Consider the following 26,093-nt stretch of genomic DNA (forward strand, 5'->3'; position numbering starts at 1 on the left):
GCGCGGCGCCCGGACTGTTCGTTCAGGCGATCGTGCTGACGTTGAGCTAGTCGACCACCTGAACGATCCGTCGCGAACGCGGCTCGACCAGAACGGTCTCGCCATTCACGACGGTGTAGCGATAGGGCGTCGCGCCGAACCGTTGCGGCACGTCGTAATAGGTTACGCCGGCATCCGGCAGCACGGTGCCGACCACGACGCGATCCGGAACGGTGTAGTTCGGCACGCGCTCGCGCACGATGTATTCGCGGAATGCCGGGCGCTGCTCGATCGCAATGCCCTCATCATCCTCGACTGCAACCGGCGGGCCACCGCGGACAATGCCGACGGTCTGGGCCTGTGCGGCAACAGCCGGCACCGTGATCGCAGCAGCAACCGCTGCAACGGCAAGTATTCTGTTTCGCATGGCTCGCTCCATTCTTTTGACGCGCGCGCCGGCCTTCGCCGATGCGCACGGCGAGCCAATGCATCCGGTGTGCTGATGTTCCGGAAAAACCGCCGCCACATACGCGGCATTTTGGAGCAATTTTCGTGAGTTGCGGGAACTCGCAGGAGGTGACGGACGTCTTGATGTGGAAACCCCCGCAGCGGATAAACTGCCGCTGATTCGCTCCTCCAAAAACCGCCGGAGAAACTCTTCAATGGTCATCACCGCTGGGCATTTGCCGCACATTGTCGCTCTGATTGCAGGCATCCTGATCCTGATCATGCCGCGGCTGCTCAACTACATCGTCGCGATCTACCTGATCTTCGTCGGGCTCGTGGGGATGGGCCTGCTGCGCTGGCTGCACCTCTAGCGCGAAATCGGGGTTTCGCGGCTTGCGCGGAACCCCCCAAAATGGTGTAAGGCGCGCATCTTCGACCCCTCTTTTCGGATTGTTGTCTGACATGGCCAAAGCCGTCGCGAAGTCCAAGAAAACTGCCGAGAAAACCGCAGCGAAATCAAAGTCCTCGGCACCGGTCCGGAAGGCCGCGCCGGCGCGCAAGGCGCTGAAGAAGAGCGCCCCGAAGGCGGCGCCGAAACCCGCTGCCAAATCGGCTCTGAAGCCGGCTGCAAAGCCCGCCAGCAAGGCGCCGGCGAAGGCCGTCACCGCTGCGAAAAAGGCGGCTCCGCCAGCGATCAAGGCCGGCAAGTGGGTCTATACGTTCGGCGACGGCAAGGCCGAGGGCCAGGCGACCTTGCGCGATCTGCTCGGCGGCAAGGGCGCCAACCTCGCGGAAATGGCCAATCTCGGCCTGCCGGTGCCTCCCGGCTTCACCATTCCGACCTCGGTCTGCACCTACTTCTACGACCACGACAAGACGTATCCGAAGGAGTTGAAGGCACAGGTTGAAAAGGCGCTCGACTATGTCGGCAAGCTGACCGGCAAGACCTTCGGCGACGCCAAGAACCCGCTTCTGGTCTCGGTCCGCTCGGGCGCGCGCGCCTCGATGCCGGGCATGATGGACACCGTGCTCAATCTCGGCCTCAACGACCGCACGGTCGAGGCGCTCGCCGAGCTCTCCGGCGACCGCCGCTTTGCCTATGACAGCTATCGACGCTTCATCACGATGTATTCGGACGTGGTGCTCGGCTTCGAGCATCATCACTTCGAGGACATCCTCGACACCTTCAAGGACGGCCAGGGCTACTCGCTCGACACCGACCTCACCGGCGACGACTGGGTCGAGCTGGTCGGCAAGTACAAGGAAGCCGTCGCCAAGGAGACCGGCCACGACTTCCCGCAGGATCCGCACGATCAGCTGTGGGGCGCGATCGGTGCCGTGTTCTCATCCTGGATGAACGCGCGCGCGGTGACCTATCGCAAGCTGCACGACATCCCGGAATCCTGGGGCACCGCGGTCAACGTGCAGGCGATGGTGTTCGGCAACATGGGCGAGACCTCGGCGACCGGCGTCGCCTTCACCCGCAACCCCTCGACCGGCGAGAGCAAGCTGTACGGCGAGTTCCTGATCAACGCCCAGGGCGAGGACGTCGTCGCCGGCATCCGCACGCCGCAGGACATCACCGAGGAGGCGCGCCGGGAATCCGGCTCCGACAAGCCGTCGATGGAAGCCGCGATGCCGGCCGCGTTCAAGGAGCTGACGCGGATCTACACGCTGCTCGAGAAGCACTACCGCGACATGCAGGACATGGAGTTCACGGTCGAGCAGGGCAAGCTGTGGATGCTGCAGACCCGCGGCGGCAAGCGCACCGCCAAGGCGGCGCTGCGCATCGCGGTCGAGCTCGCCAATGAAGGCCTGATCTCGCGCAAGGACGCGGTGACGCGGATCGATCCGGCGTCGCTGGACCAACTGCTGCACCCGACCATCGATCCCGCCGCCAAGCGCGACGTGATCGCGACCGGCCTGCCGGCGTCGCCTGGTGCTGCCTCCGGCGAGATCGTGTTCTCGTCGGACGAAGCGGCCAAGCTGCAAGCCGACGGGCGCAAGGTGATCCTGGTCCGCATCGAGACCAGCCCGGAAGACATTCACGGCATGCACGCTGCGGAAGGCATCCTGACCACCCGCGGCGGCATGACGTCGCATGCGGCGGTGGTCGCGCGCGGCATGGGCAAGCCCTGCGTCTCCGGCTGCGGCACCATTCGTGTCGATTACGGCCGCGGCACCATGAGCATCGGCTCGCGCACCTTCAAGACCGGCGATGTCATCACCATCGACGGCTCGGTCGGTCAGGTGCTGGCCGGCCGCATGCCGATGATCGAGCCGGAACTGTCCGGCGAGTTCGGCACGCTGATGGGCTGGGCCGACGAGGTCCGCAAGCTCGGCGTCCGCGTCAACGGCGACACGCCCGACGATGCGCGCACCGCGGTGAAGTTCGGCGCCGAAGGCATCGGCCTCTGCCGCACCGAGCACATGTTCTTCGAGGAGACCCGCATCCGCACCGTGCGCGAGATGATCCTCTCCGAGGACGAGCAGTCGCGCCGCGCAGCGCTGTCGAAGCTGTTGCCGATGCAGCGCGCCGACTTCGTCGAACTGTTCGAGATCATGAAGGGCCTGCCCGTCACGATCCGGCTTCTGGATCCTCCCCTCCATGAATTCCTGCCGCACACCCAGGCCGAGATCGAGGAAGTGGCGCGCGCCATGAACACCGATCCGCGCAAGCTTGCCGACCGCGCCCGCGAACTGTCCGAGTTCAACCCGATGCTCGGCTTCCGCGGCTGCCGTCTCGCGATCGCCTATCCAGAGATCGCCGAGATGCAGGCGCGCGCGATCTTCGAGGCTGCCGTCGAAGCCGGCAAGCGCACCGGCAAGCCGGTCGGACTGGAGGTGATGGTGCCGCTGATCGCGACCAAGGCCGAATTCGATCTGGTCAAGGCGCGGATCGATGCGACCGCCAACGCGGTGATGAAGGAGACCGGCGTCAAGCTGACCTACCAGGTCGGCACCATGATCGAGCTGCCGCGCGCCTGCCTGATGGCGGGCCAGGTGGCGGAGACCGCGGAGTTCTTCTCCTTCGGCACCAACGACCTGACGCAGACCACCTACGGCATCAGCCGCGACGACGCCGCGAGCTTCCTCGGCACCTATGTCGCCAAGGGCATTCTCGAGATCGATCCGTTCATCTCGGTCGATCGCGACGGCGTCGGCGAGCTGGTCAGGATCGGCGTGACGCGGGGCCGCAAGACGCGGCCGAACCTCAAGGTCGGCATCTGCGGCGAGCATGGCGGCGATCCCGCCTCGGTCGCGTTCTGCCACGAGGTCGGGCTCGACTACGTCTCCTGCTCGCCCTATCGCGTGCCGATCGCGCGTCTCGCCGCAGCCCAGGCCGCGCTCGGCAAGGAGATCGCCAGCCAGGCGTGAGCGATCAAGTCGTTCAAGGAGTGCGATGGCCGGGACCAAGTCCCGGCCATTTTGCTTGTTGAGGCACTTAGTAAGCACCGTCATTGCGAGGAGCGATAGCGACGAAGCAATCCATCGACCCGCATGTGCGGTGAGATGGATTGCTTCGCTCGCAATGACGGTGCATTGGCGGTCACTGTCTGCAACACTTTATTCACCATCTTCGTTGACCCGGTGTTTACGACTTTCATGCGCCGCGCATTTACCAAGGCGACTGATGCCGCGCGCCTCGTATGCGCGATCGCTTGAGTGTAGCGCACGTGCAACGCCGATTAACTCCGCGGCAACCTAAACAAGTTAGCAACGAGAAAGGTCGAATTGCGCGGATGTACCGCGTTCGATTGCACTCAGTAAGCGTTGCGTGAGCGTACGATGTTTGTGTCGCGTAACCAGCCGAAGGGCGCACGTCTCGCGCTCTTCGGTCTCGGTCTTGGCATCTTCGCACTGATGCCGACCGAGCTCGGATATCAGGATATTGCGTCGCTCCTGGCCCGGCAGCCCGGCGTCGCCGAGCGCTGGCAGAAACGCGTCTTCGCCTCCGCGGTCGGCTCCATCCAGGTCGCGACCTACAGCTTCGGCCGTCCGATCGGAACATCGGCGCCGCAGGATCCGCAAATCCTGCTCGCAAGGCTGGACAGTCCGAGCGCCGACATCACCGGCACCGTGACGCGCAATCCGATCGCGGCGCCGCCGCCGCGCTACCAGGCGTCCGATTTTCCCAAGGTCGATCGCACCCTGAAGGGCGATCGTCTCGTCGTCGGGCGGCCTGACCAGGTCGATCCTGCACAGCCCGCGAACACGGCTCCGGCGAACGAGGATCCCGCGACATCGAATTCGTCGGTCAAGGGCATGAAGACCGCAACCGCACCGGCCGATAACGCGCCGCTTGATCCCGAATTGCAGGAGGCGCTGCGTGCGCCGCCGCTGCCGCAATATGCCAAGCCCGCGCCGCAGCAATACGACGTGTCGATGTCGCTCGAGGCCAGCCCGCTCGACGATCTGAAGCCGGCGCCCGCAAAGCCTGGCGCTGCGCCGCCTGCCGATGCAACGCATGAGCGCGACCCGTTTGCATTCAAGACCGCCAGCCTGTTCTTCGGCTCATCGCTCGGCACGCCCGAAAATCTCGAGCGCTGGCAGCCCGGCGAGGCGCCAGTCGTCGTTGTGCCTGCAGCGCAGCCCGATCCCGACCTGAAGGTGATGGCGTCACTGCCGGTCGATGCCGACGGGCCGGTCAAGGCCGGTGAGATGGGCGAGAGCATCGCGCCGAAAGGTGAGGTCAACGCCGACGACCAGCACACCAAGACGCCGGCGGAGCGGCTCGGCCTGTTCGACGAGAAATCGCGCGCCAAGTCGGAGAAGTGCCTTGCCGAGGCGGTCTATTTCGAAGCGCGCGGCGAAGCGGTGCGCGGCCAGATCGCGGTCGCGCAGGTGGTGCTGAACCGCGCTTTCTCCGGCAAATATCCGGAGACGGTGTGCGGCGTGGTCTACCAGAACAAGAACCGTCACTACGCCTGCCAGTTCACCTTCGCCTGCGACAACATCCCCGACGTGGTCCGCGAGCCCGACATGTGGGACCGCGCGAAGAAGATATCGAAGGCGATCCTCGACGGCAAATTGTGGCTGCCGGAAGTCGATCGCTCGACCCACTACCACGCCTATTGGGTGCGGCCGTCCTGGGTCAGTGAAATGAAGAAGACGTACAAGTTCGGCGTCCACACCTTCTATCGCCCGCGCGCCTGGGGTGACGGCAGCGACGCGCCGAGCTGGGGCAACCCGGCCGAGACCGCCAAGATCTCGGCGCAACTCGCCGAAGCCGCCCAGAGCTCGGCCGAGCAGGCCAGCGCCAAGCGATAGGTGCCAACCTAACCTCCCCTTGAAAAGGGGAGGTCGCTTTGCTCGTCAGAGCAAAGCGGGTGGGGATCTGGTCTCTCCATGAGCAGCGATGCGTGTGGCTGACCCCCATCCCGACCTTCCCCCTTTCAGGGGGAAGGAGAAGGCGACGTTCCCTGCCATTCGGCATGAGCCGCCGCGATATTTGCTTAACCGCTTCGGAACCTCGCGACGTCATTCCGGGATGGCCCGTCGGACCAGGACCCGGAATGACCGTCGCATATTTCGCAGAGCTGCCTTGCGAGCGAATATTTTTCTCCGCCGCCTCTTGGGCTTTCCATGCAGATGCATTAACTCCCGCAATGTTTCGCGGGGCGGTTCCCCCGCAGCAGTTGCGGGGGAAGACAAGATGGCCGTTACCAGCGGGGATCTCCGATCGACATCGGGCACCACCTGGCGCACACCGCTCGTCATCATCGTCTGCGGCTGTGCGATCGCGCTGCTGAGTTTCGGCCCGCGCTCCAGCCTCGGCTTCTTCGTGCAGCCGATGGGCCGCGAATTCGCCTGGGGCCGCGACGTGTTCGGCCTTGCCATCGCGCTGCAGAACCTGTTGTGGGGCCTCGGCCAGCCGATCGCAGGCGCCATTGCCGACCGCTTCGGCCTGCTGCGCGTCATGATGGTCGGCGCCTTGCTGTACGCGGCCGGCCTGCTGCTGATGCGTTACTCGACCACCTCATTGTCGCTCGACATCAGCGCCGGCGTGCTGATCGGCTTCGGACTGTCGGGCTCGTCGTTCAATCTGGTGTTGGCGGCGTTCAGCAAACTGTTGCCGCCGGAGAAGCGCGGCATCGCGCTGGGTGCCGGCACCGCCGCCGGTTCATTCGGCCAGTTCCTATTCGCGCCGTTTGGCGTTGCGATGATCGACAATTTCGGCTGGCAGACCGCGCTCATCGTGTTCAGCGCTTTGATGCTGTTGATCGTGCCGCTCTCGCTCGCGCTTGCGACGCCAACCGCCGAGGCCGGCAAGGTGCCGGCCGCCGACCAGCAGTCGTTCAAGACCGCGCTCGCCGAAGCCTTCGGCCATCGCTCCTATGTGCTGCTGGTGCTCGGTTTCTTCACCTGCGGCTTCCAGCTTGCCTTCATCACCATCCATCTGCCGGCCTATCTGGCCGACCGCGGCATTCCGGCGACCACCGGCGGCTGGGTGGTTGCGGCGATCGGCCTGTTCAACATCGTGGGCTCGCTCAGCGTCGGCTGGCTGCAGAACTTCTTTCCGAAGCGCTATCTGCTCTCGGTGATCTACTTTTCGCGCGCGCTGGCGACCGTGGCCTTCATCTCGTTCCCGGTCACGCCGTTCTCGGCGATTGCATTCGGTGCGGTCTCGGGGCTGCTGTGGCTGTCGAGCGTGCCGCCGACCTCGGCGCTGGTCGCGCTGATGTTCGGCACCCGCTGGTTCTCCACCCTCTATGGCTTCGCCTTCGTCAGCCATCAGGTGGGCGGCTTCCTCGGGGTCTGGCTCGGCGGCGTCGTGTTCGAGCAGTATGGTTCCTACACGCCGATCTGGTGGCTGTCGGTCCTGTTCGGCGTGCTGTCGGCGCTGATCAACCTGCCGATCGTCGAAAAGCCGGTCGTGCGCCCGGTTGCGCAGCCGGCCTGATGGGTTAAACACTCCCCCGAAACCAAGATTACGGGGAGTGCTCATCGTGGCAACGTTCAAGGCAATCAGGATCGACAAGGCGGACAAGGGTACCACCGCCGCGCTGACCCAATTCGACGACGCGGAATTGATGGACGGCGACGTCACCGTACGCGTCGAATGGTCGACGCTGAACTACAAGGACGGCCTGGCGCTGACCGGCAAGGCGCCGGTGGTGCGCCGTTTCCCGATGATCGCCGGCATCGATTTCGCCGGTACCGTCGAACAATCCAGCCATCCCGACTGGAAGGCGGGCGACAAGGTCGTCTGCAACGGCTGGGGCATGGGCGAGACCCATCTCGGTGCTTATGCGGAAAAGGCTCGCGTCAAGGGCGACTGGCTGGTGCGGCTGCCGGACGGCATTTCGGCCCGTGACGCGATGGCGATCGGCACCGCCGGCTATACCGCGATGCTGTCGGTGCTGGCGCTGGAGAAGCACGGTCTCACCCCGAAGAGCGGCCCGGTGGTGGTCACGGGCGCCGCCGGCGGCGTCGGCTCGGTCGCGATCGCCGTGCTGTCGAAGCTCGGCTATCACGTCATCGCCTCGACCGGGCGGATGTCGGAGGCCGACTATCTCAAGGGACTCGGTGCCACCGAGGTGATCGACCGCGCCGAGCTGTCGGGCGCCCCCAAGGCGCTTGCGAAGGAGCGCTGGGCCGGCGGCATCGACAGCGTCGGGTCGACCACGCTCGCCAATCTGCTTTCGATGACCAGGTACGGCGGTGCCATCGCGGCCTGTGGCCTTGCGGCCGGCATGGACCTGCCGTCGTCGGTCGCGCCCTTCATTTTGCGGGGTGTGTGCCTTCTCGGCATCGATTCCGTGATGTGCCCGATCGAGCTCCGCAGGACTGCCTGGCGCCGCCTTGCCAGCGATCTGGATAAGGAAAAACTCACTGAAATCACTCATGAAATCGTCTTAGACGAAGTCATGGGGTATGGTGCGAAAATCCTCGGTGGCCAAGTCCGCGGCCGGATCGTGGTAAAAATAGTCTGAGGACGTTCAGACTTTACCAACCAAGCTGCTCCAATGTTGCCACGGTTGGTATGGTAAGCAGCGGGTAAAGAGACTTGCAGCATGATCCCGGGGGGCCGGGTTTCCTCGCGCAGACGTCGAGAAGCGTTGGTGCGGGGATCATGCTCAACAAGGAGCGGGTGCCCGCGCTCGTAAGTGGAGTAGCTCATGCTTGCGCGTTTGGTGTTGGGGGCCGTCACGGCCGGAGCGATGGTCGTGCCGGCATTCGCAGGCATGATGAACGCCGATGAGGCCCGCAAATTCGTCGCCGGCAAGGTGTTCGCCTTCACCTGTTTCGACGGCACAAGGGGCGCCGGCCGTATCCTCGACGATCTGGGCGCGGCAGGCTCGATCCAGTTCTCGGGCTCCGGACCCATCCGCCACGTGCGCCTGCCCGGCAATACGCTGCAAATCCGCGGTCAGAGCGTGTGCGCGTCGCTGAAGGGCATTCCGTTTGAACCTTGCTTCAATCTCGACAAGCAGGACGACCGCACGTTCCGCGGCTCGGTCTCCGGCATGGGCTTCGCCTACTGCGATTTCCATCACCAGGGCGGCCAGCAAATGCTGATGGCACGCGCGGTGGCGCGTCCGCGTTCGCTGCACCCGCGCACCCGATCCGCGGATGCCTCGCCGACCGAAGTGTCGCGCGTCGAGACACCGCAGGTCGGAAGCGCGAAGCTCGAGCCGGTCAAGGCCGAGCCCGCCAAGGTCGAAAGCGCGCCGGAATTGCGCCGTTCCACCGACTAACGTCTCATCTGCGCGCCAGCGGGAATAACGCCAAGCCGTAGTCATACGGATGGCGGTCGCCGCGCGTTGATAGCTACTCAATACCTTAGCGTTCGCCGACAGGCGGGATGACGAGGACACCGATTTGAGTAGTCATATGGCGCAATATTTTTTCCGTATCAGTGATGGCGATTACGCTGGTGCGTCCGACCACGCGACGGAGTTCGAGAGCCGTGACGTGGCCTGGGCCGAGATGACCAAGGTCTGCGGCAATTTCCTTGGCAGCATTTCGCGCAACATGAAGCAAGACAGCGAATGGCACATGGAGCTGCTCGACGAGAGCCGGAAGCCCGTGTTCAGGATTCGGCTGGTTGCCGAATCCGTCGACTGAGGCGCTCGCCGTTCAGGACACCAAGCTTCAGGCCCCAGCCTGGGGGACCGGCGGAACGGCCCGCCTGCGGAACAGGATCCGCTGATACAGCCAGCCGATCGCGACCAGCACGATGCCAAGGCACATGAACGACAGCGCCCGGTAGACTCCGGTGAGCGTCGACATGTCGACCAGGAACGCCTTCAGGATCGTCAGCCCGATCACCGCAGCGGAGGCGAGCCGCGCCCGCTGCGAGTCGACGACGATGCCGATGCCGAGCAGCACGACGCCGAACATCAGCCAAGCGATCGAATAGGTGTATTGCTCCGCACCCGTGGTCTCGCCGCGCGTCAGCACCGGTCCATGATAGAGCCTGCGGATTTCGAACGTGACATAAGCGAGCGCAAGCACCAGCGCGCCGGCGGCGATCGTGTTGGCATATGCAGCGGGACGATGCCCCGCCACCGCGTATGACAGCAGCAGCGCCAGTACGGCTGGCAATGCATAGCCGAGCAGCAGCAGGTTGAAGAAGCTGCCGCCGACGTCCTGCCACCACAGCATCGGGTTCTCCAGCCCCAGCAGCCCGAACAGGCTGGCAAGCCCGGCGAACGCGGTCAGCAGCACCGCGCCGACATTGTGGACGATGCTGCCGCTGCGCAGCCGCAGGCGCTCCAGCCCGATCGCCATCGCGAGCGTCACGCCGACCTGCAACGCAACCTCGGTCAGCCCGGCGCTTTCGCGATAGACGTCACCAGCATTGACCGCGTGGCGGATCTCCATGAAGGCGAGCAGCACCGTGAACAGGATCGCAGCGGATTCGACCATGCGCAGCGGGACGTCGTCGCTATTGCGGCGCAGGAAATGGCTTCCGGACCAGAATGACAGCGCCGGAACGCCGTAGCCCCACAGCAGCCAGTTGAAGACCGGCGTGGTGCCGACGGCGTCGCCCGCGATCCGCGGCTCATAGCCGATGCGCAGCACGACGATGCCCGCCAGGATCGCGGCGAGCCAGCGCAGGAACGGGATCGGCCGCTGCACCGACAGCCATGCCGTGCCCATCGACACCAGCGCCAGCGCGATGGTGAGCCAGCCCTTGTCGAGTGCGAAGGTCAGCGCCAGCGCCAGCGAGGCGAGGGCGCCGGTGGCCGACAGCGCGATCGAGGGCGACAGCTCCGGCCGTTCGCCGCGCCGGGTCAGTGCTTCGGTCGCGGCGGCGTAGGCGGCTGCGAGCAGCACGGCGAGGATCGCGAACGGGATCGAGCGATCGAGATGCGCGATGCGCGCATAAAGTGCGACCAGCAGCGCGACCGGCGTGAACACGGCTGCCGCGGCCCAGGTCACCGTGATCTTTGCGGTGACAAAGCGCAGTTGCGCGAGGAAGCCGGCGATGCCGAAGGCGGCCGCGAACAGCGCGGCGGTGACGAGATGCAGCGAGACCGAGCCGTCGGTCGCTGACGGGCCGATGCCACGGATCGCACCGCCCGGCAGCACCAGCATGTCGACGTTGCGGCGGACGGCCCACTCGCCGAACACGATGAAGACCAAGACCGACGCGGCGGCGATGGCGCCGGCAGCGGCGGGCGCGCGCCAGGCCACGCCAAGGCTGCCCGCCGTCAGCAGTGCGAAGCCGATCATCGCGCTGTCGGCATGCGCGCTGTTGAGCACGATCAGCATCGCGCCGAACAGATAGGCCGCGAGCGAGCCGGACGAGATCGGCTCGATCTCCTCGCCATCGCCGTCGGGGCCGAACATGAAGCCGCAGACCACGAGCAGCGCCGCCAGCACGAAGCCCGTGGTGACGTGGAAGACGTGCGGCGCGATCATCTCCGGCCCGCATTGCAGGCAGGGGAAGGTCCATAGCAGCGCGAAGGCGATCGTCGTGACCGCGAGCCAGCGCCACAGCCGGATGCGCGCGAGCCCGAACGCCGCCGCCGTGACGATGGCAAGATAAATGTAGAGCGACCAGAAGTCCGGCTTGTCGGACGAGACCAGAATCGGGGTGACGAAGGCGCCGACGATGCCGAGCCCGGCCAGCGCAGGTCCGTGCAGCAGCGCGGCCGCGAGCGTGCCGAGCGCGACCATGCCGAGCAGGATGAAGGCGGTTGCCGGCGCGAGGAAGTCGTACAGCGCGTAGGCGGCATAGACGGTGGCGAACGCCACCGCGGTGCCGGCGGCAGTGAGGATCGCCGGAATGTTGGCGACCGGAAGCGCCGCGATGCTGGAGATGCTTTCCTTGCGCCGCGTCCACTCACCGGCGCCGAGCAGCGCCAATGCAAACAATCCGCCGAGCATCGTGCGCACGCCGGGGCTGAGTAGCCCGGCCTCGATCGAATAGCGCACCATGAAGAAGCCGCCGAGCGCGAGCGTCAGGCCGCCGATCCACACCACCCAGCGTGTGCCGAGCGTCTCCTCGAAGCCAGGCGCCGGGGGCGGCGTGGCGGGCGGTTCTGGCAGTGGCGGTGGGGCGGCGCTTGCTCCATCCGCGGCGGCTTCGGCCCGGGCAGCCGGCTCGTTTGCAGCCGCCTCGGGGAGCGGCGGTGGCACGATGGGAGGTGCCGCCGGCAGCGTCTGCTCGAACTCCTGCAGCGGCGTCAGTGGCGGCGGCACGGCTGTCCGCGCGGCGGCCACGCCTGTCGCCTCGATCGCATCCAGCCGGCGTTGCAGCACCGCAATCTGGCCCAGCGCCTTGCGCGCGAAAATGATCGCGACAATGGCGATGACGAGCGTGAGGAAATCGAACGGCGAATCGAACATCAGGCCTCCGGCGGGACGCGCCGGACCATCGGCCAGCCGGCCGCCCGTCGCAACCTAGTAGTGCAGCTGAGCGGACTGGAAGTTCAAGCGATCGTGCGTGGCACGTTCGTGCTAAAGCGAGATGGGATAGGGTTACAACGGCATCGCAGGTTCACCTCTCCCCGGCGGGGAGAGGTGAACCGAAACCTTGGCAAGATGAGATTCAACCAAAATTCATCCCGCTCAGTCCAGATCGATGTGGAAGGGCCGGCCTTCGACGCTCATGCTGCCTGGGCCCATCGCATCGAGCGCGCGCAGCATCCGGCCCTCGCGGCCCAGCGCCTTGTCGGCGAGGCTGACGATCAGCCGGTTGGGCGCCGCGATCGGCGAGGCCTCGCGGATCAGTCGGGCAATGGACATTTCGTCGCGGTGCGGATTGAGCGCGCAGACGGTGGCAAAGGCGCTCGCGGTCGAGCGACTGATGCCGGCGTAGCAATGCACCACCATCGGCGCGCGGCGATCCCAGCCGCGCACGAAGGCCAGCACCCTCTCGATATGCGTCTCGTTCGGCGCGACGAATCCGTCCATCTGTTCGACGATGTCGTCCATCGACACCTTCAGATGGTTGGCCGGAAGCACGGAAGGAGGCCGCTGTACCTGGTCGACATTGGCCATCACGGTCAGCACATGGCTGGCGCCGGTGGCACGAACCGTGTCGGGGAGCGCGGCAAGCGAGCAGACGTGAAGCATGATGGTCCTTGGCTATCGGTGCGCCCGACTATAGCCGCTGCTCCCGGGTGGGCAAAGCCGGGCGGCGCGATGCCCGCTCTTGGTTTTGCGGCGCAACCGGCTGCACGCTGCGCGGCGGCGCCTACGACGCGTGCAATGCCTTGAAGCGTTCGAGGAACTGCTTTTCGGCCCTCGCTGCGGTCCATGGCGTCAGATAGTCGCGCTCGGTGGCCTCGGGCAATTCCGGATCGCGGCCAAACAAGCGCCTGGCTTCGGCCTGCGAAAATCCCGCCAGATGCGTCGCCTCGAGATAGGCGGCGCCGCGATCGGCGGCCTTGATCTGCTGCGTGATCTCATCCGCCAGCACCGCGGGCAGGCCGAAGCGGATATGGATCGCCGACAGCAGCCGCTTCTCCACCGCCTTGTATTCGCCTGATAGCACCGCCTTGAACGGCGAGATCATGTCGCCGATGACATATTCCGGCGCATCGTGCAGCAGTGCGGCGAGACGATGGCGCATATCGACGCGCGGCGTCTGCTGGCGCATCACGGCCTCGACCAGCAGCGTGTGCTGCGCCACCGAGAAGATGTGCGCGCCGCTGGTCTGGCCATTCCAGCGCGCGACCCGCGCCAGTCCATGCGCGATGTCGACGATCTCGATATCGAGCGGTGACGGATCGAGCAGGTCCAGCCGGCGTCCCGACAACATCCGCTGCCAGGCGCGGGTGGTCTCGGTCGATTGACGCGCAGTCATTTCTTCTTGAGCCGCGGTGTGCGGAGCTTGCCGCTGCAGGCCTCGTGGCAGAAGCAGGTCACGAGGTGATCGTTGACCATGCCGGTCGCCTGCATGAAGGCATAGACGATGGTGGGGCCGACGAACTTGAAGCCGCGCGCGCCGAGCTCCTTGGAGACCTTGATCGAGACCGGCGTCGAGGCCGGCACGCTCGCGGTGGTCTTGAACTGATTGACCTTCGGCTTGCCGTCGACGAAGTCCCACAGGAATTTCGAGAAGCTGGGACCCTTCTCCATGATCTCGAGATACGACTTGGCGCTCGCCACCGTGCCTTCGATCTTGGCGCGGTTGCGGACGATGCCGGCGTCGTTCATCAGCGCATGCACCTTCTTGTCGGTGTAGCGCGCGATCTTCTCGGGTTGGAAATCGTCGAAGGCTTTGCGGAAATTCTCGCGCTTGCGCAGGATCGTGATCCAGGACAGGCCGGCCTGGAAGCCGTCGAGGATCAGCTTTTCAAAGAGCGCGCGGTCGTCATATTCCGGCACGCCCCATTCATTGTCGTGATAGGCGACGTAGAGCGCATCCTCGCCCGGCCACGGGCAGCGCGTCTTGCCGTCGGGGTGCAGTTGCGCGGTGCGGCTCATGCAACGGTCTTCTTGGGTGTGGTGCGGACAGCGTCCGGCTCGGCGAGGTGAAGCGCGAGCCCGCCCGCGGTCAGCGGCAGGCCGGCGTCGAGCGCATCGGCGACGCGGTCGATGCGTACCAGCGCGAGGCCTTTCTCGCCGGCGGTCGAGCCGATGGTGCCGACCGGCTTGTCGCCAGCCTGGATCGTCGCGCCGGTCTCGGGGGAGGGGCCGTCGAGAATGATCTTCACCGTGCGGGTGCGCGCCGTGCCGCGGTGCTGCATGCGCGACACCACCTCCTGGCCGACATAGCAGCCCTTGTCGAAATCGACGCCGTTGAGGCGGTCCATATTGGTCTCGTGCGGGAACGCGTCGCCATACATGAAGTCGAGCCCGCCGCGCGGCACGCCGGCCGCGATGCGATGCGCCTCATAGGCGCTTGAGTCGACGAGATCCGCGCCGATCAGGTCGGCGAGTTTCTGCTTCAGATCTTCCGGGATCAGAATGCGCCAGCCGAGCGCCGCATTGCGCGGATCGGCGAAAGCGAGATCGGGGATTGCCGCCGGCTGGCCGTCCCAGGCTGCCAGCACACCGAGGCTGTCGGAGAGATTCTCGACCACGACCTTGGCGCGCAGCTTGTAGAAGCCGAGCTTGTCGGCAAGCCCCTTGGCGAGCGCGCGCGGTGCGTCGATCAGGAAGCCGCCGCCATGGCCTGTGGGTATCTCGGTGATCAGGAAATCGACGATGATCTTGCCCTGCGGCGTCAGCAGTGCGCCAAACCGGGCCTGTCCCGGGACCAGCTGCTCGACATCGGTCGTGATGAGGCCGTTGAGGAAGTTGCGGGCGTCCTCGCCAGAGACTTTGACCACGCCCCGATCTGGAAGAAACGCTGCTTTCATTCGCAAAATTGGCTCTTTTTCCAAGTTCCTTGGGAAACGCGCGGCGCGCGGATATCCCCAGCCAAGCTAAGGCGCTACAGTGCGCCGAACAAGGCCCGCGCGACACCCGAAAGCGGGCGCCGAGGACCGATGAATCAGCATTTTGACACCATTCTAAAATCCGGCACCGTGGTCAATCAGGACGGCGAGGGCGTGCGCGATATCGGCGTCACCAATGGCCGCATCGCCGCGATCGGATCGCTCGGCCAGGCCTCGGCCGGCGAGGTGATCGACTGCAAGGGCCTGCACATCCTGCCCGGCGTGATGGACACCCAGGTGCATTTCCGCGAGCCCGGGTTGACGCAGAAGGAAGATCTCGAGACCGGCTCGCGCAGCGCCGTGATGGGCGGGGTCACCGCGGTCTTCGAGATGCCGAATACCAACCCGCTGACGGTCACCGAAGAGGCGTTCACCGACAAGATCAAGCGCGGCCACCATCGCATGCATTGCGATTTCGCGTTCTTCATCGGCGGCACCCGCGAGAACGTGCAGGACCTGCCGGAGCTCGAGCGCGCGCCGGGCTGCGCCGGCGTCAAGGTGTTCATCGGCTCCTCCACCGGCGCTCTTTTGGTCGAGGACGACGAGAGCCTGCGGCGGATCTTTCAGGTGATCCGGCGCCGTGCCGCGTTCCACGCCGAGGACGAGTATCGTCTGAACGAGCGCAAGCCGCTGCGGATCGAGGGCGATCCACGCTCGCATCCGGTGTGGCGCGACGAGACCGCGGCGCTGATGGCGACCGAGCGCCTGGTCAATCTCGCGCGCGAGACCGGCAAGCGCATCCACGTGCTGCACATCTCGACCAAGGAAGAGATCCTGTATCTGCGCGACCACAAGGATGTCGCGTCCTGCGAGGCGACACCGCACCACCTCACCATGGCCGCGCCGGAGTGCTACGAGCGGCTCGGCACGCTGGCGCAGATGAACCCGCCGGTACGCTCGGCCGATCACCGTGCCGGCATCTGGTACGGCATCGAGCAAGGCATCATCGATGTGCTCGGCTCGGACCACGCGCCGCATACGCTGGAGGAGAAGGCCAAGGCCTATCCGGCCTCGCCGTCGGGCATGACCGGCGTGCAGACGCTGGTGCCGTTGATGCTCGACCACGTCAATGCCGGGCGGCTGTCGCTGGCTCGGTTCGTCGATCTCACCAGCGCGGGTCCGGCGCGCCTGTTCAACATCGCCTGCAAGGGCCGCATCGCGGCGGGCTATGATGCCGACTTCACCGTCGTTGATCTGAAGCGCAGCGAGACCATCACCAACAAATGGATCGCCTCGCGCGCGGCCTGGACGCCCTATGATGGCGTGCGGGTGCAGGGCTGGCCGGTCGGCACGTTCGTGCGTGGCAAGCGGGTGATGTGGCAGGGCGAAGTCGCGACGCCGTCGACGGGCGAGCCGGTCCGTTTCCTCGAGACGCTGACGGCCTAGCGCATCAAATGCGCTAGATTCTTGTTTGACGCGTTTTCTTTACGCGAACCGGTGCCCACTTCGCTCGAAAACGCTTTGCGGGATTACTGCCGGGCCAATGCCAGCGAGAACTCGCCGTTGCGCACCCGCGCGGCGAGGCCCTCGGCGAACTTCGCCACCGCGTCCTCGCCATAGGTGCCGACGAGTTCGGCGAGCGCCGCGAACAGGCTCGCCTGGGCGAGGCAGTCGCCGTCGACGCCGTCGTGACGCGCTTCCGCCCACGCCTCGTTCAGGTAGCCCAGCGCGGCCTGCTTCTGCTCGTGATCGGGACGCGGGTCTTGGTGATGGGGAAAGGACGCTGGATGGCGCATGAAACTCTGCAAAATGAATGCGCGCGGTCCGAGGAGCGAACCACTGCGACGCGCGAGATTTATCACGCATGCGGGTAGCGCCTAGCCCACATCTTTCGAAAAGGTTAACGCCCGCCACGGCATTTAAAGGGGAATTCCGGATGTCGCCGCCGCGATCAGCCAAATGAGCTGTGGATATGGTCCAGCACGGCGCGTGGCGTGGCGCACAGATGGCTGGCGCCGGCCCCGATCAGCTCCTCCGGCGTGCCGTAGCCATAGGTGACGCCGACCGCGCGGATGCTGTTGCGATTCGCGCCGATCACGTCGTGGCTGCGGTCGCCGATCATCAGCGCGTGCGCCGGATCGGCCCCGGTCTGCTCGATCGCATAGGCCAGCAGGTCGACCTTGTTGACCCGGGTTCCGTCCAGCTCGGAGCCGAACACGTGGTCGAAAAAGCCGCTGAGGCCGAAATGCGCGACGATCCGCGTCGCGAACACATGCGGCTTCGAGGTCGCCACGTAGATGCGCCCCGGCACCCGCCGCAGTTCCGCCAGCACGTCCGCGATATCGGGATAGATGCTGTTCTCGAACAGCCCGACATCGCCGAACCGCTCGCGGTAGAGCTCGACGGCGCGGTCGGCAAGCTCCTCGCCGCCGAGCAGCATGGCAAAACTCGCCCGCAGCGGCGGCCCGATGCACCAGGTCAGTTCGTCCTGCAAGGGAACCGAGCGGCCGAGCTTGCCCAGCGCATACTGGATCGAGCCGGTGATGCCGGGCTTCGGGTCGGTCAGGGTGCCGTCGAGGTCGAAGAAGATGGCGCGGTCAGTTGGCATAGCGGGCCGTCAGGTCGCGCGAAATCTTCGAGCCTTCCTCGATGTAGCGGCGGATCGCGACGGAGGCCGCGGGGGTGCAGGTCCGGTAGGTCTGCTGGAAGCCGTTATAGCCGCGGTTGAAGCCCGCGACCATGCGGGCGCGACGGTCGCCGGAGGGGGTCTCGGCGTCGATCAGCGCCTGCATCTCGTTGCGCCATTTGGCGCCCTCGTTGGAGCCGCAGATGCCGCGCAGGTAGTGCAGGGCGCCGAGGATCTCGGCGAGCCGCTGCAGGTCGCCGTCGAACGGCGCAGCCGCGTCCTGCGCCCGGGCGGGCGCCGCGAGGCATGCCGACATCAGGATCACAACGGCGAGAAAAGCTCTGATCATCAGGGGTTCCGGAATCGCCGTGGTATGCCCCCTCAATGCGCCCGAGGCAAGGCGGCAGAGCTCGCCAAAGCGCCCAAAAACCGGCCTCAGACCAGCCGCCGGGCGGCCGCAATCACCTCGTGCAGGCCGCCGGTGACCTTGAGGTCGCCGATCGCCTCCGGGGCGAGCCATTTGAAATCGTCATGCTCGTCGTTGAGCACCGGCTCGCGGGACGCCCAGCGCGCCGCGAACGTCATGATCAGGTAATGCCCGGTGCCGGGGCCGGTCGGCAGCACCTCGCGCCAGCCGGCGAGGCCCAGGATTTCGACCCGCAGCCCGGTCTCCTCGTCGATTTCCCGGTGCAGCGCGGTGTGCAGCGTTTCACCGAACTCGACCCGGCCGCCGGGCAGCGAATAGAAGCCCTTTCCGGGCGAGCGGGCGCGGCGCACCAGCAGCACCTTGCCGTCGCGGAAAATCACGCCTGACACGGCGAGCTGCGGGCGGATCGGAGGTTCGGGAGAGCTCAAGACGACAACCAGTTTTGATGACCATCATGCCCGATAAATCAGGCGCCCGCCATGATGCGCTCGACATCGGCCTCTGCGGCGCCGTTGATGACACCGGCGGTCTGCATCACCAGCGGCTTGACCCAGACGATTGCCTGCTCGGCGAGCGCGACCCGGCTCTTGTCCTGGTGCAATTGCCGCATCGCGGAGCCGACCTCGGTCAGGATCTTGGTCATGCTGTCGGTGAGCTGGTCGAATTCGGCCCGGATGCCGGCATCCGCCATCTGATAGGCTTCGATCGCGAGGTCACGCGCCCGAAAATTGGACGCGGTGAAATGCTCGGCATAGGACAGGGGTTGCCATTCCAGGAAATCGCTGGCGCATTCCGGCAGGTCCGGCACCATCTCCAGCAGCATGATGGCTTCGTTGAAGTGATTGAGGTAGTCGGTCGCAAGTCCGGTGCGGGGATTGATGTTGGCGGCGCGCAACAGCGCCGCCCGCGCCTCGTCGGGGTACGTCGGTCGCGGGGAAGAGCCCGCTATGGCGGCCGTTGAGGTCATTGGTCGCAGTCTTTAACGGTCCAAGTTAAGGCGGAATAAACGGATACCACCCTGGACAGGATATGTGCGGACGCTTTGTCATTACCTCGCCGCCGGCGGCCTTGCGAGAGATGTTCGGCTACATCGAGCAGCCGAATTTTCCGCCGCGGTACAATGTTGCGCCAACCCAGCCGATCCCGGTCGTGCTGCTGCAGAACGGCGGCCGGCATTTTCAATTGATGCGCTGGGGCCTGATCCCGTCCTGGGTCAAGGATCCGCGCACGTTCTCGCTGCTCATCAACGCCCGCTCCGAGACGGTGCGGGAGAAGCCCGCCTTCAAGAACGCGATTAAGCGCCGCCGCGCGCTGATCCCGGCCGACGGCTATTACGAATGGCAGGATGCCGGCGGCCGCAAGCGGCCGTTCTTCATCCATCGCCGCGACGGCCATCCGCTTGCTTTCGCCGCGCTCGCCGAGACCTGGATGGGACCGAACGGCGAGGAGCAGGATACGGTCGCGATCGTCACCGCGCCTGCGAGCCCCGACCTCGCGCAGCTGCATCACCGGGTGCCCGTCACGATCCGGCCCGAGCAATTCGCGCCCTGGCTCGACTGCCTGCCCAACGACGTCGACGACGTGATGCCGATGCTGAAGGGACCTGATGTCGGCGAGTTCGCCTGGCACCGGGTGACGATGCGCGTGAATGCCGTCGCCAACGACGATGCGCAATTGCTGCTGCCGATGAGCGCGGAAGAGATCGCCGCGGAGGACGTGCCGGCCCCGAAGAAGGCAGCAGTGCGCAAGGCGCCGGTGCGCGAGGACGACGGGCAGGGGTCGCTGTTCTAGCGGCCGATGCCATGTGGAGAGTGCACGCATACAGGCGCAGGCATCTCCACGTCGTCGTCCTGGCTTTCGCCAGGACGACGGCGGTGGATCGATGGACCGCTATGCCTTCACTGACGCCACGCCCTCGATCTCGATCAGCATCTTCGGATTGGGCAGCGCCACCACGACGCAGGTGGTGCGCGCGGGGTAGGGTGCAGGGCCGAACGCGCCAGCATACAGAGCGTTCATCGTCGCGACGTCGCTGGCGCGGGTCAGCAGCACGTTGACCTTGACGAGATCGCGCATCGTGGCGCCGGCCTCGGTCAGCACGCGCCGGAAATTGGTGACGACATTGGCGAACTGCGCCTCGAAGCTGTCGGGCAGCTCGCGGTTGGCGTCGAAGCCGGGAATGCCTGAGATGAACAAGAGATCGCCGACGCGGGCGCCGAACGAGAGCGGCGGCGCCGTGATGCCGGGCGGAGGAGGGAAGTGCTTGACTGCTGTGTTTTCTGTCATTGGGGTCACCCGTCTGCGCGAGATGGAAGGGAAGTGGTTTCGACGCCGCGCGGCGCCATTGTGCGCCGGCGCCAGAGATTCTTGCCGAAGAGATTCTGGCCGATCATGCCGGCTAGCATCGCGACGACGAACACCACGATCGGCAGCGAAAGGCCGGCGAGGTTGACCAGCGCGGGCCCCGGGCAGATGCCGGCGAGGCCCCAGCCGATGCCGAACAGGATCGCGCCGCCAACCAGCGGCGCATCGATGTCGCTGCGGTCGGGCCAGTGGAAGCGTGCCGAGAACGCAGGCGCTGTGCGCCGCCGCGCGATCGCAAAGCCGGTTGCCGCGACCGCAACCGCGCCCGCCATCACGAAGGCAAGCGTCGCATCCCATGCGCCGAACAGGTCGAGGAAGCCGAGCACCTTCTGCGGATCGGTCATGCCCGAGATCAAAAGGCCCGCGCCGAAGATCAGGCCGCACACGAAGCTTGCGAGAAGGCGCATCGCTAACCCCCAATCCCGTGCCTGACGATGGCAACCGTGACGATCGCCGCCGTCATGAAGATGAACGTGGCCACGATCGAGCGGCCGGACAGCCGCGCGAAGCCGCAGACGCCGTGGCCCGAGGTGCAGCCATTGCCCATTCTTGTGCCGAAGCCGACCAAAAGGCCCGCGATCGCGATCACCACAAGGCTCGCATTCATCGCCGGCCGCGGCAGCGGCGCGCCGAACAGCGCCGCAATCAGGGGCGCCGCGATCAGCCCCGCGATGAACGCGATGCGCCAGGAGCGGTCGGCAGTGCGTTCGGCGGTATCGGGCTGGAGCAGGCCGCCGACGATGCCGGAGACGGCGGCGATCCGCCCGGTCAGCAGCATCAGCAGCGCCGCGGCAAGCCCGATCAGTGCGCCGCCGAGAAGGCCGGAAAGTGGGGTGAAATCGTGCATCGATGCGGGTCCCTGTTGCGCAAACTCCTCAGCGATGGCGCAAAGCGGTGGCAGCGCATGCGCCAATGGTCGCGCGACTACACGCCCGATGATAGACTCCGCAATAACAGGAACAAGCGCAATCCCGCGTGTTTTGCCGGCATTTCGACGTGCCGCCGCCCGATTGGATTGCCGCGATTCGCTTCATTTCGTCCGGAGAACTCCCCATGAGATTGTCATCCGCCGCTCGCGCCGTGCTCTTCGCGCTGGCGCTGCTCACCGGATCGTCCGCTGCACTGGCCGACGAGGGCGCGGTGACGCTCGTTATCTTCAAGGGCGGCTGGATCTTCGGCGGCTCCGCCGGCAAGGGCGTCCTGACCTTCCACGGCCAGACCTACGGGCTGACCGCCGGCGGGCTGGACTATGGTCTTGTGTTCGGCGGCTCGCAGACCACGTTGCAGGGGCGGGTGCGCAATATCCGCCGCGCCCAGGATATCGCCGGCGTCTATGCCGCGGCGGGCATGGGCGTTGCGCTCGGCGCCGGCGTGCGCGGCATCCTCTTGACCAACCAGAACGGCGCGGTGCTCGAATTGAGCGGCAAGCAGATCGGGCTGATGGCCAATGTCGACCTCAGTGGGCTTGCGATCACGTTGAAGGAGTAACGGGCGGGCTTCGTAGGTTGGGTAGAGCCAACGGGTCCGCGCAACGCGCGGCCCCGTTGGCTCTACCCTTCTACGGTTCCGTGATCCACTGCGCCAGCTCACGCCACGGCTGCAACGTCCAATGGCCGGACGCCGCACCTGACGGCGACGACAACACGAACACGTCAGGAAATCCATTCATGGCCGGCTGCCGGCCGAGCGCAAGCGCGCTGGTCGGCCGGTCGTAAAACAGGCTCGCCGCCTTCCTGCTGGTGAAGGCGATGGTCTTCGGCCGAACCATCTCGATCTTGGTCCTGAAGCCCGCGACATCGAACGAGCTCCGCGCGATCTCATGATCCATCCCGGCGCCGGTCTTGGAGAGATCGGTGAAGCCGATGCCGAGTTCGAGCAGGGCGGTGAACTCATCCGGCCGATAACGCCGCGGCGTGATGCCGGCCTCATGCAGCGCGCGCCAGAAGCGGTTGCCGGGATGCGCGTAGTAATGCCCGACGGCGGCCGAGCGCGTGCTGGCCGCGGTGCCGACGAACACCAGCCGCAGATTGGCGCGGAGCTGGTCGGGGAGGCGGTGGGGATTGCTATCGGGCATCGGAGAAGGACGGAGCAGAGCAGCGGGGCGATCCTGGCTACACGAAATCGTCTCTCGGCAGGCCGAGCTTCTCGATCAGGCTGTTCAGGACAGGCTGCTGTCCCTTGGTAATCTTCCTGAACGCCTCCTTCAATGCAAACCAGCCCGCGCGATCCGCCTCGGGGAATTCCGCGAGGCGTCCCGATCGTGGCGGCCACTCCATCGCGAACGTGTTGCTCTTGAACGCTGCGAGGTCGAACTCGCCCTCGAACGCCCATGCGCTGACATGCTTGCCGCTCGGTTGCTTGAACACGCCGAGCTCGATGAAGGCGCCGACTGGCCGCTGGCCGGTCTCCTCCTCGAATTCGCGTTTCGCGGCGCTCAGGGGATTTTCGCCTTCTTCATAGAGACCCTTCGGGATCGACCACGCCCCATCGTCCTTCTTCGTCCAGAACGGGCCGCCCGGATGCACCAGCAGCACTTCCGCGATGCCGCGTCTGCGGCGGAACATCACCAAGCCGGCGCTGCGCTGGGGCATGGTCGATTCCGACGGTGTGCGGCTGCGCGCTAGCGCGCCGGCTCCTTGATCTCGTCTTCGGTCGTGACCGCTTGCGCCGGTCCGCTCGAACGCACCATCAGGAACGTTCCCGAGCACGCCGTGCCGCGGATGCTCCAGCGCCCGTCGATCTCGGTCGCGTCGGCATTGACCGCGCCTTCATAGTGCACCGTGTCATAGCCGTAGCCTCGCGGCTCGTAGCGCTTGACGAACGACACCGCGCTGCCGGAGCGCTGACCCGCCAGCGAGGCGTTATGCGAGGCGAGCGGGCAGCCTGGCGCCATGCAAGGTTCGGTCACGCTGCCGCCGAGCGCGCCGCCGGCGTCGATCAGCGTCGCCAGGAACGTGACCATGCCGCTCGGCTGGACGTAGCTGCCGTCCCAGACGCCGCTGAGATTGTCGTCCATGTCGCTGGTCCGGATTTCCGCGCGTTGAAATGCTGAGATCGATGTGGTGCAGGCAGCGCCTCAACGCAAGTCGCGCGCGCCGCCGCGCGGTTGCCTGATCCGGCAAAACGGTCTGTAATCCAGCCCAACAGATCAAGAAGACTATTGGAGCTGACAATGACGGGAGAGGCGAAAACCCATTACGAGGTGATCGTGGTCGGCGCCGGCGTCGCCGGCATCTACCAGATCAAGCGGCTCGCCGATCTCGGCATCGACGCCACCGTGCTCGAAGCCGCGCCCGATCTCGGCGGCACCTGGTACTGGAACCGCTATCCGGGCTGCCGCTTCGATTCCGAGAGCTACACCTACGGCTTCTCGTTCTCGCGCGAGCTGCTCGACGAGTGGCACTGGAAGGAGCGCTTCTCCGGCCAGCCCGAGAATCTGCGCTACCTGAACTACGTCGCCGACAAGTTCGACCTGCGCAGGCACATGCAGTTCAACTGCAAGGTCGAGGCCATGCAGTTCGACGAGACGCGCGACCTCTGGCAGCTCAGGATCAGCGACGGCCGCGCGCTGACCTGCCGCTTCGTGATGCTGGGGATCGGCTTGCTCTCGGCGCCGACCATGCCGCGCGTGCCTGGCATCGATGACTTCAAGGGCCGCTCGTTCCACACCTACTACTGGCCGCACGAGCCGGTCGATCTCACGGGCAAGAAAGTCGCAGTGATCGGCACTGGCGCCACCGGCATCCAGGTCATCGGCGAGATCGCCGACAAGGTCGGCGAGCTCACGGTGTTTCAGCGCCGGCCGAACTGGAGCGCGCCGCTCAACAACAGCGCAATCTCGGAAGCTGAAATGGCCGACATCCGCGCGCGCTATGACGAGATCTTCGCCGCCTGCGCGCTGACGCCCGGCAGCTTCGTGCACGGTCCCGACAAGCGCGGCTTCTACGAGGTGAGCCGCGAGGAGCGGCTCGCACTGTGGGACAAGCTCTACGACGAGCCCGGCTTCGGCATCTGGCTCGCGAACTTCCGCGAGATCTTCATGGATGAGGCCGCCAATGCCGAACTGTCGGAATATATCGCCGGCCGCATCCGCCGCCGTGTGAAGGATCCCAAGGTCGCCGAAAAGCTGATCCCCAGAGATCACGGCTTCGGCGTGCAGCGCCTGCCGCTGGAGACAAACTATTTCGAGGCCTACAATCGCGACAATGTGCATCTCGTCGATCTCAGCGAGACGCCGCTAGTGCGCGTCACCGAGACTGGCCTGCGCACCACGGCGCGCGACTACGAGTTCGACATCATCGTCTACGCCACCGGCTTCGACGCCATCACCGGCGCCTACGACTTGATCGACATCACCGGCATCGGCGGCGCGAAGCTATCAGACAAATGGAAGCACGCGCCGTCGACCTTCCTCGGCATGATGGTCCACGGCTTCCCGAACCTCTTGATGCCGACCGGCCCGCAAAGCGCCTCCGCGTCAACGAACTTCCCGCGCGGCATCGAGAATGGCGTCAACTGGTGCACCAACCTCCTGCAATACATGTGGGACCGCGGCCTCACCCGCGCCGACGCCAGCCTTGAGGCGCAAGAGCGATGGACCGCGCATGTCGTCAAGATGTACGAGATCATGCTGATGCGCAAAGCCAAGTCGTGGTTCACCGGCTACAACTCCAATGTCGCTGGGCATGAGGAGGGGACGGTGCGGTACTTCGTCTACAACGGTGGCACGCCGAAGTTTTTGGGGATCATCAACGGGGTGGCGGCCGGGGGATATCGGGAGATTGAGTTTGGGGCGGGGGCGCGTGCTAACGCGCAAGTAGCGGCCGCTCGCGCGTCACCATGAAGACCCTCCAGATCAGCTGACTCTGGCATCTAGGCAGCTTCCCGCCGTTAAACGAAAACCTACGAATGCATTTGTCGGACAGTTGCAAACCTCAGATGTTCTTGATTTTACTCAAGGTCTCTCAGCTGTGAAACTCTACAGATCGAATTTGGTTTTTCACCTCTTCAAGAGACGCACGCGTATCGGCCAACAACTGAAATGATGGTTCGATTGCACTCTTTTTCACGCGCGCGGCCACCTGATTCAAACGATCTAGGTTCTTCGCTGCGTCGCTGAAGTAAGACGATGTCCGGTCAAAGATTTCGTCGGCGATACTTTCATATTCGTTCCGTAGCCGTTTATATTCGATCTCGTATCGCCTGAGAGCATCGATACGTTCGATTGCGGTTTCATTCCATCCGTCGGGGTCGGTTCCAATCACTCGGGAGTAGGCTTCCATCAAGGCCTGAGATAACTTCGCTTCGTCAAGCGTTGCGAACTCATGCGAATTCAAAGCTTCATCGACAATGCTAAATATGCGGCCCTTTAATATTGCGCGAGCATCGTCGAGAATGCGGCCGGATGTCTTCGGGAAATCATCCATCCATTTCGCAATCGACCATCCGATACCAACAGCGATTG

General features: G+C 65.3%; 29 protein-coding genes. 11 read left to right on the forward strand and 18 right to left on the reverse strand.

Annotation, left to right across the window (positions count from 1 at the left end; genetic code table 11):
• Positions 1 to 46: 46 nt before the first annotated feature.
• Positions 47 to 406, reverse strand: coding sequence for a DUF1236 domain-containing protein (locus tag ACVW1C_RS31440; RefSeq protein ID WP_456761581.1), 360 nt, complete (start codon positions 404 to 406; stop codon positions 47 to 49).
• Between the two features lie 235 nt (positions 407 to 641).
• On the opposite strand from ACVW1C_RS31440, the gene ACVW1C_RS31445 reads away from it, so the two are divergent.
• The 7 genes from ACVW1C_RS31445 to ACVW1C_RS31475 all read left to right on the forward strand — a co-directional run bounded on the left by ACVW1C_RS31445 (position 642) and on the right by ACVW1C_RS31475 (position 9,498).
• Complete coding sequence (locus tag ACVW1C_RS31445) at positions 642 to 797, forward strand: DUF3096 domain-containing protein (protein ID WP_084518327.1); 156 nt, start codon at positions 642 to 644, stop codon at positions 795 to 797.
• A 91-nt stretch (positions 798 to 888) separates the two neighbouring features.
• Positions 889 to 3,804: a pyruvate, phosphate dikinase gene (gene ppdK / locus ACVW1C_RS31450; protein WP_456761582.1), complete on the forward strand. Its 2,916-nt coding sequence runs from the start codon at positions 889 to 891 to the stop codon at positions 3,802 to 3,804.
• Between the two features lie 411 nt (positions 3,805 to 4,215).
• Complete coding sequence (locus tag ACVW1C_RS31455) at positions 4,216 to 5,697, forward strand: cell wall hydrolase (protein WP_456761583.1); 1,482 nt, start codon at positions 4,216 to 4,218, stop codon at positions 5,695 to 5,697.
• Between the two features lie 385 nt (positions 5,698 to 6,082).
• Complete coding sequence (locus ACVW1C_RS31460; protein ID WP_456761584.1) at positions 6,083 to 7,330, forward strand: MFS transporter; 1,248 nt, start codon at positions 6,083 to 6,085, stop codon at positions 7,328 to 7,330.
• A gap of 46 nt (positions 7,331 to 7,376) precedes the next feature.
• Positions 7,377 to 8,363 carry an acrylyl-CoA reductase (NADPH) gene (gene acuI, locus ACVW1C_RS31465; protein ID WP_456761585.1) on the forward strand — a complete coding sequence of 329 codons (987 nt, stop codon included), beginning with the start codon at positions 7,377 to 7,379 and terminating at the stop codon, positions 8,361 to 8,363.
• Positions 8,364 to 8,549: 186 nt separating this feature from the next.
• A complete protein-coding gene (locus tag ACVW1C_RS31470) occupies positions 8,550 to 9,128 on the forward strand; it encodes a hypothetical protein (protein ID WP_456761586.1) in 579 nt (192 codons plus the stop codon).
• 136 nt (positions 9,129 to 9,264) lie between these two features.
• Positions 9,265 to 9,498, forward strand: coding sequence for a DUF6894 family protein (locus ACVW1C_RS31475; protein WP_050403167.1), 234 nt, complete (start codon positions 9,265 to 9,267; stop codon positions 9,496 to 9,498).
• Between the two features lie 27 nt (positions 9,499 to 9,525).
• Here ACVW1C_RS31475 and ACVW1C_RS31480 read toward each other — a convergent pair whose 3' ends face one another.
• The 5 genes from ACVW1C_RS31480 to ygfZ all read right to left on the reverse strand — a co-directional run bounded on the left by ACVW1C_RS31480 (position 9,526) and on the right by ygfZ (position 15,194).
• Complete coding sequence (locus ACVW1C_RS31480; RefSeq protein ID WP_456761587.1) at positions 9,526 to 12,231, reverse strand: DUF2339 domain-containing protein; 2,706 nt, start codon at positions 12,229 to 12,231, stop codon at positions 9,526 to 9,528.
• Positions 12,232 to 12,453: 222 nt separating this feature from the next.
• On the reverse strand, positions 12,454 to 12,960 hold the full coding sequence (locus ACVW1C_RS31485; protein ID WP_456761588.1) for a tyrosine phosphatase family protein: 507 nt from the start codon (positions 12,958 to 12,960) through the stop codon (positions 12,454 to 12,456).
• A gap of 121 nt (positions 12,961 to 13,081) precedes the next feature.
• On the reverse strand, positions 13,082 to 13,693 hold the full coding sequence (locus tag ACVW1C_RS31490; RefSeq protein WP_456761589.1) for a YfbR-like 5'-deoxynucleotidase: 612 nt from the start codon (positions 13,691 to 13,693) through the stop codon (positions 13,082 to 13,084).
• Complete coding sequence (locus tag ACVW1C_RS31495) at positions 13,690 to 14,316, reverse strand: DNA-3-methyladenine glycosylase I (protein ID WP_456761590.1); 627 nt, start codon at positions 14,314 to 14,316, stop codon at positions 13,690 to 13,692. The genes ACVW1C_RS31490 and ACVW1C_RS31495 overlap by 4 nt, the downstream gene beginning before the upstream one ends.
• Positions 14,313 to 15,194 carry a CAF17-like 4Fe-4S cluster assembly/insertion protein YgfZ gene (gene ygfZ, locus ACVW1C_RS31500; RefSeq protein ID WP_456761591.1) on the reverse strand — a complete coding sequence of 294 codons (882 nt, stop codon included), beginning with the start codon at positions 15,192 to 15,194 and terminating at the stop codon, positions 14,313 to 14,315. Before ygfZ ends, ACVW1C_RS31495 begins: the two co-directional genes overlap by 4 nt.
• Before the next feature lie 129 nt (positions 15,195 to 15,323).
• On the opposite strand from ygfZ, the gene ACVW1C_RS31505 reads away from it, so the two are divergent.
• Positions 15,324 to 16,658 carry a dihydroorotase gene (locus ACVW1C_RS31505; protein WP_456761592.1) on the forward strand — a complete coding sequence of 445 codons (1,335 nt, stop codon included), beginning with the start codon at positions 15,324 to 15,326 and terminating at the stop codon, positions 16,656 to 16,658.
• 83 nt (positions 16,659 to 16,741) lie between these two features.
• On the opposite strand, the gene ACVW1C_RS31510 is transcribed toward ACVW1C_RS31505, so the two are convergent.
• The 5 genes from ACVW1C_RS31510 to ACVW1C_RS31530 all read right to left on the reverse strand — a co-directional run bounded on the left by ACVW1C_RS31510 (position 16,742) and on the right by ACVW1C_RS31530 (position 19,232).
• Positions 16,742 to 17,008, reverse strand: a complete 267-nt coding sequence (locus ACVW1C_RS31510) for a hypothetical protein (protein ID WP_028332620.1) — start codon at positions 17,006 to 17,008, stop codon at positions 16,742 to 16,744.
• Positions 17,009 to 17,163: 155 nt separating this feature from the next.
• A complete protein-coding gene (locus tag ACVW1C_RS31515; protein ID WP_456761593.1) occupies positions 17,164 to 17,820 on the reverse strand; it encodes an HAD family hydrolase in 657 nt (218 codons plus the stop codon).
• Positions 17,810 to 18,187 (reverse strand): TIGR02301 family protein, encoded by a 378-nt coding sequence (locus ACVW1C_RS31520; protein ID WP_456761594.1) that lies wholly within the window; start codon positions 18,185 to 18,187, stop codon positions 17,810 to 17,812. Before ACVW1C_RS31520 ends, ACVW1C_RS31515 begins: the two co-directional genes overlap by 11 nt.
• Positions 18,188 to 18,273: 86 nt before the next feature.
• A complete protein-coding gene (locus ACVW1C_RS31525; protein WP_456761595.1) occupies positions 18,274 to 18,693 on the reverse strand; it encodes an NUDIX hydrolase in 420 nt (139 codons plus the stop codon).
• Positions 18,694 to 18,731: 38 nt separating this feature from the next.
• Positions 18,732 to 19,232, reverse strand: a complete 501-nt coding sequence (locus tag ACVW1C_RS31530) for a hypothetical protein (RefSeq protein ID WP_456761596.1) — start codon at positions 19,230 to 19,232, stop codon at positions 18,732 to 18,734.
• A 62-nt stretch (positions 19,233 to 19,294) separates the two neighbouring features.
• Here ACVW1C_RS31530 and ACVW1C_RS31535 point away from each other — a divergent pair, with 62 nt between their 5' ends.
• Positions 19,295 to 20,056 (forward strand): SOS response-associated peptidase, encoded by a 762-nt coding sequence (locus ACVW1C_RS31535; protein WP_456761597.1) that lies wholly within the window; start codon positions 19,295 to 19,297, stop codon positions 20,054 to 20,056.
• 99 nt (positions 20,057 to 20,155) lie between these two features.
• Here the strand turns inward: ACVW1C_RS31535 and ACVW1C_RS31540 are convergent, their stop codons facing one another.
• From ACVW1C_RS31540 to ACVW1C_RS31550, 3 genes are read right to left on the reverse strand one after another with little or no spacing between them, the layout of a single operon-like run.
• On the reverse strand, positions 20,156 to 20,551 hold the full coding sequence (locus ACVW1C_RS31540) for a RidA family protein (protein ID WP_456761598.1): 396 nt from the start codon (positions 20,549 to 20,551) through the stop codon (positions 20,156 to 20,158).
• 5 nt (positions 20,552 to 20,556) lie between these two features.
• Positions 20,557 to 21,036: a DUF6691 family protein gene (locus tag ACVW1C_RS31545; RefSeq protein ID WP_456761599.1), complete on the reverse strand. Its 480-nt coding sequence runs from the start codon at positions 21,034 to 21,036 to the stop codon at positions 20,557 to 20,559.
• Between the two features lie 2 nt (positions 21,037 to 21,038).
• Positions 21,039 to 21,476, reverse strand: coding sequence for a YeeE/YedE family protein (locus ACVW1C_RS31550; RefSeq protein ID WP_456761600.1), 438 nt, complete (start codon positions 21,474 to 21,476; stop codon positions 21,039 to 21,041).
• Positions 21,477 to 21,682: 206 nt separating this feature from the next.
• On the opposite strand from ACVW1C_RS31550, the gene ACVW1C_RS31555 reads away from it, so the two are divergent.
• Positions 21,683 to 22,117: a hypothetical protein gene (locus ACVW1C_RS31555; protein WP_050403182.1), complete on the forward strand. Its 435-nt coding sequence runs from the start codon at positions 21,683 to 21,685 to the stop codon at positions 22,115 to 22,117.
• A gap of 70 nt (positions 22,118 to 22,187) precedes the next feature.
• Here the strand turns inward: ACVW1C_RS31555 and ACVW1C_RS31560 are convergent, their stop codons facing one another.
• From ACVW1C_RS31560 to ACVW1C_RS31570, 3 genes are read right to left on the reverse strand one after another with little or no spacing between them, the layout of a single operon-like run.
• On the reverse strand, positions 22,188 to 22,703 hold the full coding sequence (locus ACVW1C_RS31560; RefSeq protein WP_456761601.1) for a mismatch-specific DNA-glycosylase: 516 nt from the start codon (positions 22,701 to 22,703) through the stop codon (positions 22,188 to 22,190).
• A 37-nt stretch (positions 22,704 to 22,740) separates the two neighbouring features.
• A complete protein-coding gene (locus ACVW1C_RS31565; protein WP_456761602.1) occupies positions 22,741 to 23,220 on the reverse strand; it encodes an NUDIX domain-containing protein in 480 nt (159 codons plus the stop codon).
• Between the two features lie 29 nt (positions 23,221 to 23,249).
• Positions 23,250 to 23,645 (reverse strand): hypothetical protein, encoded by a 396-nt coding sequence (locus ACVW1C_RS31570; RefSeq protein ID WP_456761603.1) that lies wholly within the window; start codon positions 23,643 to 23,645, stop codon positions 23,250 to 23,252.
• Between the two features lie 156 nt (positions 23,646 to 23,801).
• On the opposite strand from ACVW1C_RS31570, the gene ACVW1C_RS31575 reads away from it, so the two are divergent.
• Positions 23,802 to 25,472 carry a flavin-containing monooxygenase gene (locus ACVW1C_RS31575; protein WP_456761604.1) on the forward strand — a complete coding sequence of 557 codons (1,671 nt, stop codon included), beginning with the start codon at positions 23,802 to 23,804 and terminating at the stop codon, positions 25,470 to 25,472.
• 121 nt (positions 25,473 to 25,593) lie between these two features.
• On the opposite strand, the gene ACVW1C_RS31580 is transcribed toward ACVW1C_RS31575, so the two are convergent.
• Entirely contained in the window at positions 25,594 to 26,055 is a 462-nt protein-coding gene (locus ACVW1C_RS31580) for a hypothetical protein (RefSeq protein WP_456761605.1), read from the reverse strand.
• Positions 26,056 to 26,093 lie beyond the last annotated feature (38 nt).

The organism is Bradyrhizobium sp. USDA 4011, from assembly GCF_054063415.1.

Bases quoted from the DNA above. Each gene is read 5' to 3' on its own strand.
- ACVW1C_RS31440 (WP_456761581.1), bottom strand. From the start codon at position 406: ATGCGAAACAGAATACTTGCCGTTGCAGCGGTTGCTGCTGCGATCACG.
- ACVW1C_RS31445 (WP_084518327.1), top strand. From the start codon at position 642: ATGGTCATCACCGCTGGGCATTTGCCGCACATTGTCGCTCTGATTGCA.
- ppdK (WP_456761582.1), top strand. From the start codon at position 889: ATGGCCAAAGCCGTCGCGAAGTCCAAGAAAACTGCCGAGAAAACCGCA.
- ACVW1C_RS31455 (WP_456761583.1), top strand. From the start codon at position 4,216: ATGTTTGTGTCGCGTAACCAGCCGAAGGGCGCACGTCTCGCGCTCTTC.
- ACVW1C_RS31460 (WP_456761584.1), top strand. From the start codon at position 6,083: ATGGCCGTTACCAGCGGGGATCTCCGATCGACATCGGGCACCACCTGG.
- ACVW1C_RS31470 (WP_456761586.1), top strand. From the start codon at position 8,550: ATGCTTGCGCGTTTGGTGTTGGGGGCCGTCACGGCCGGAGCGATGGTC.
- ACVW1C_RS31475 (WP_050403167.1), top strand. From the start codon at position 9,265: ATGGCGCAATATTTTTTCCGTATCAGTGATGGCGATTACGCTGGTGCG.
- ACVW1C_RS31480 (WP_456761587.1), bottom strand. From the start codon at position 12,231: ATGTTCGATTCGCCGTTCGATTTCCTCACGCTCGTCATCGCCATTGTC.
- ACVW1C_RS31485 (WP_456761588.1), bottom strand. From the start codon at position 12,960: ATGCTTCACGTCTGCTCGCTTGCCGCGCTCCCCGACACGGTTCGTGCC.
- ACVW1C_RS31490 (WP_456761589.1), bottom strand. From the start codon at position 13,693: ATGACTGCGCGTCAATCGACCGAGACCACCCGCGCCTGGCAGCGGATG.
- ACVW1C_RS31495 (WP_456761590.1), bottom strand. From the start codon at position 14,316: ATGAGCCGCACCGCGCAACTGCACCCCGACGGCAAGACGCGCTGCCCG.
- ygfZ (WP_456761591.1), bottom strand. From the start codon at position 15,194: ATGAAAGCAGCGTTTCTTCCAGATCGGGGCGTGGTCAAAGTCTCTGGC.
- ACVW1C_RS31505 (WP_456761592.1), top strand. From the start codon at position 15,324: ATGAATCAGCATTTTGACACCATTCTAAAATCCGGCACCGTGGTCAAT.
- ACVW1C_RS31510 (WP_028332620.1), bottom strand. From the start codon at position 17,008: ATGCGCCATCCAGCGTCCTTTCCCCATCACCAAGACCCGCGTCCCGAT.
- ACVW1C_RS31515 (WP_456761593.1), bottom strand. From the start codon at position 17,820: ATGCCAACTGACCGCGCCATCTTCTTCGACCTCGACGGCACCCTGACC.
- ACVW1C_RS31520 (WP_456761594.1), bottom strand. From the start codon at position 18,187: ATGATCAGAGCTTTTCTCGCCGTTGTGATCCTGATGTCGGCATGCCTC.
- ACVW1C_RS31530 (WP_456761596.1), bottom strand. From the start codon at position 19,232: ATGACCTCAACGGCCGCCATAGCGGGCTCTTCCCCGCGACCGACGTAC.
- ACVW1C_RS31535 (WP_456761597.1), top strand. From the start codon at position 19,295: ATGTGCGGACGCTTTGTCATTACCTCGCCGCCGGCGGCCTTGCGAGAG.
- ACVW1C_RS31540 (WP_456761598.1), bottom strand. From the start codon at position 20,551: ATGACAGAAAACACAGCAGTCAAGCACTTCCCTCCTCCGCCCGGCATC.
- ACVW1C_RS31545 (WP_456761599.1), bottom strand. From the start codon at position 21,036: ATGCGCCTTCTCGCAAGCTTCGTGTGCGGCCTGATCTTCGGCGCGGGC.
- ACVW1C_RS31550 (WP_456761600.1), bottom strand. From the start codon at position 21,476: ATGCACGATTTCACCCCACTTTCCGGCCTTCTCGGCGGCGCACTGATC.
- ACVW1C_RS31555 (WP_050403182.1), top strand. From the start codon at position 21,683: ATGAGATTGTCATCCGCCGCTCGCGCCGTGCTCTTCGCGCTGGCGCTG.
- ACVW1C_RS31560 (WP_456761601.1), bottom strand. From the start codon at position 22,703: ATGCCCGATAGCAATCCCCACCGCCTCCCCGACCAGCTCCGCGCCAAT.
- ACVW1C_RS31565 (WP_456761602.1), bottom strand. From the start codon at position 23,220: ATGCCCCAGCGCAGCGCCGGCTTGGTGATGTTCCGCCGCAGACGCGGC.
- ACVW1C_RS31570 (WP_456761603.1), bottom strand. From the start codon at position 23,645: ATGGACGACAATCTCAGCGGCGTCTGGGACGGCAGCTACGTCCAGCCG.
- ACVW1C_RS31575 (WP_456761604.1), top strand. From the start codon at position 23,802: ATGACGGGAGAGGCGAAAACCCATTACGAGGTGATCGTGGTCGGCGCC.
- ACVW1C_RS31580 (WP_456761605.1), bottom strand. From the start codon at position 26,055: ATGGATGATTTCCCGAAGACATCCGGCCGCATTCTCGACGATGCTCGC.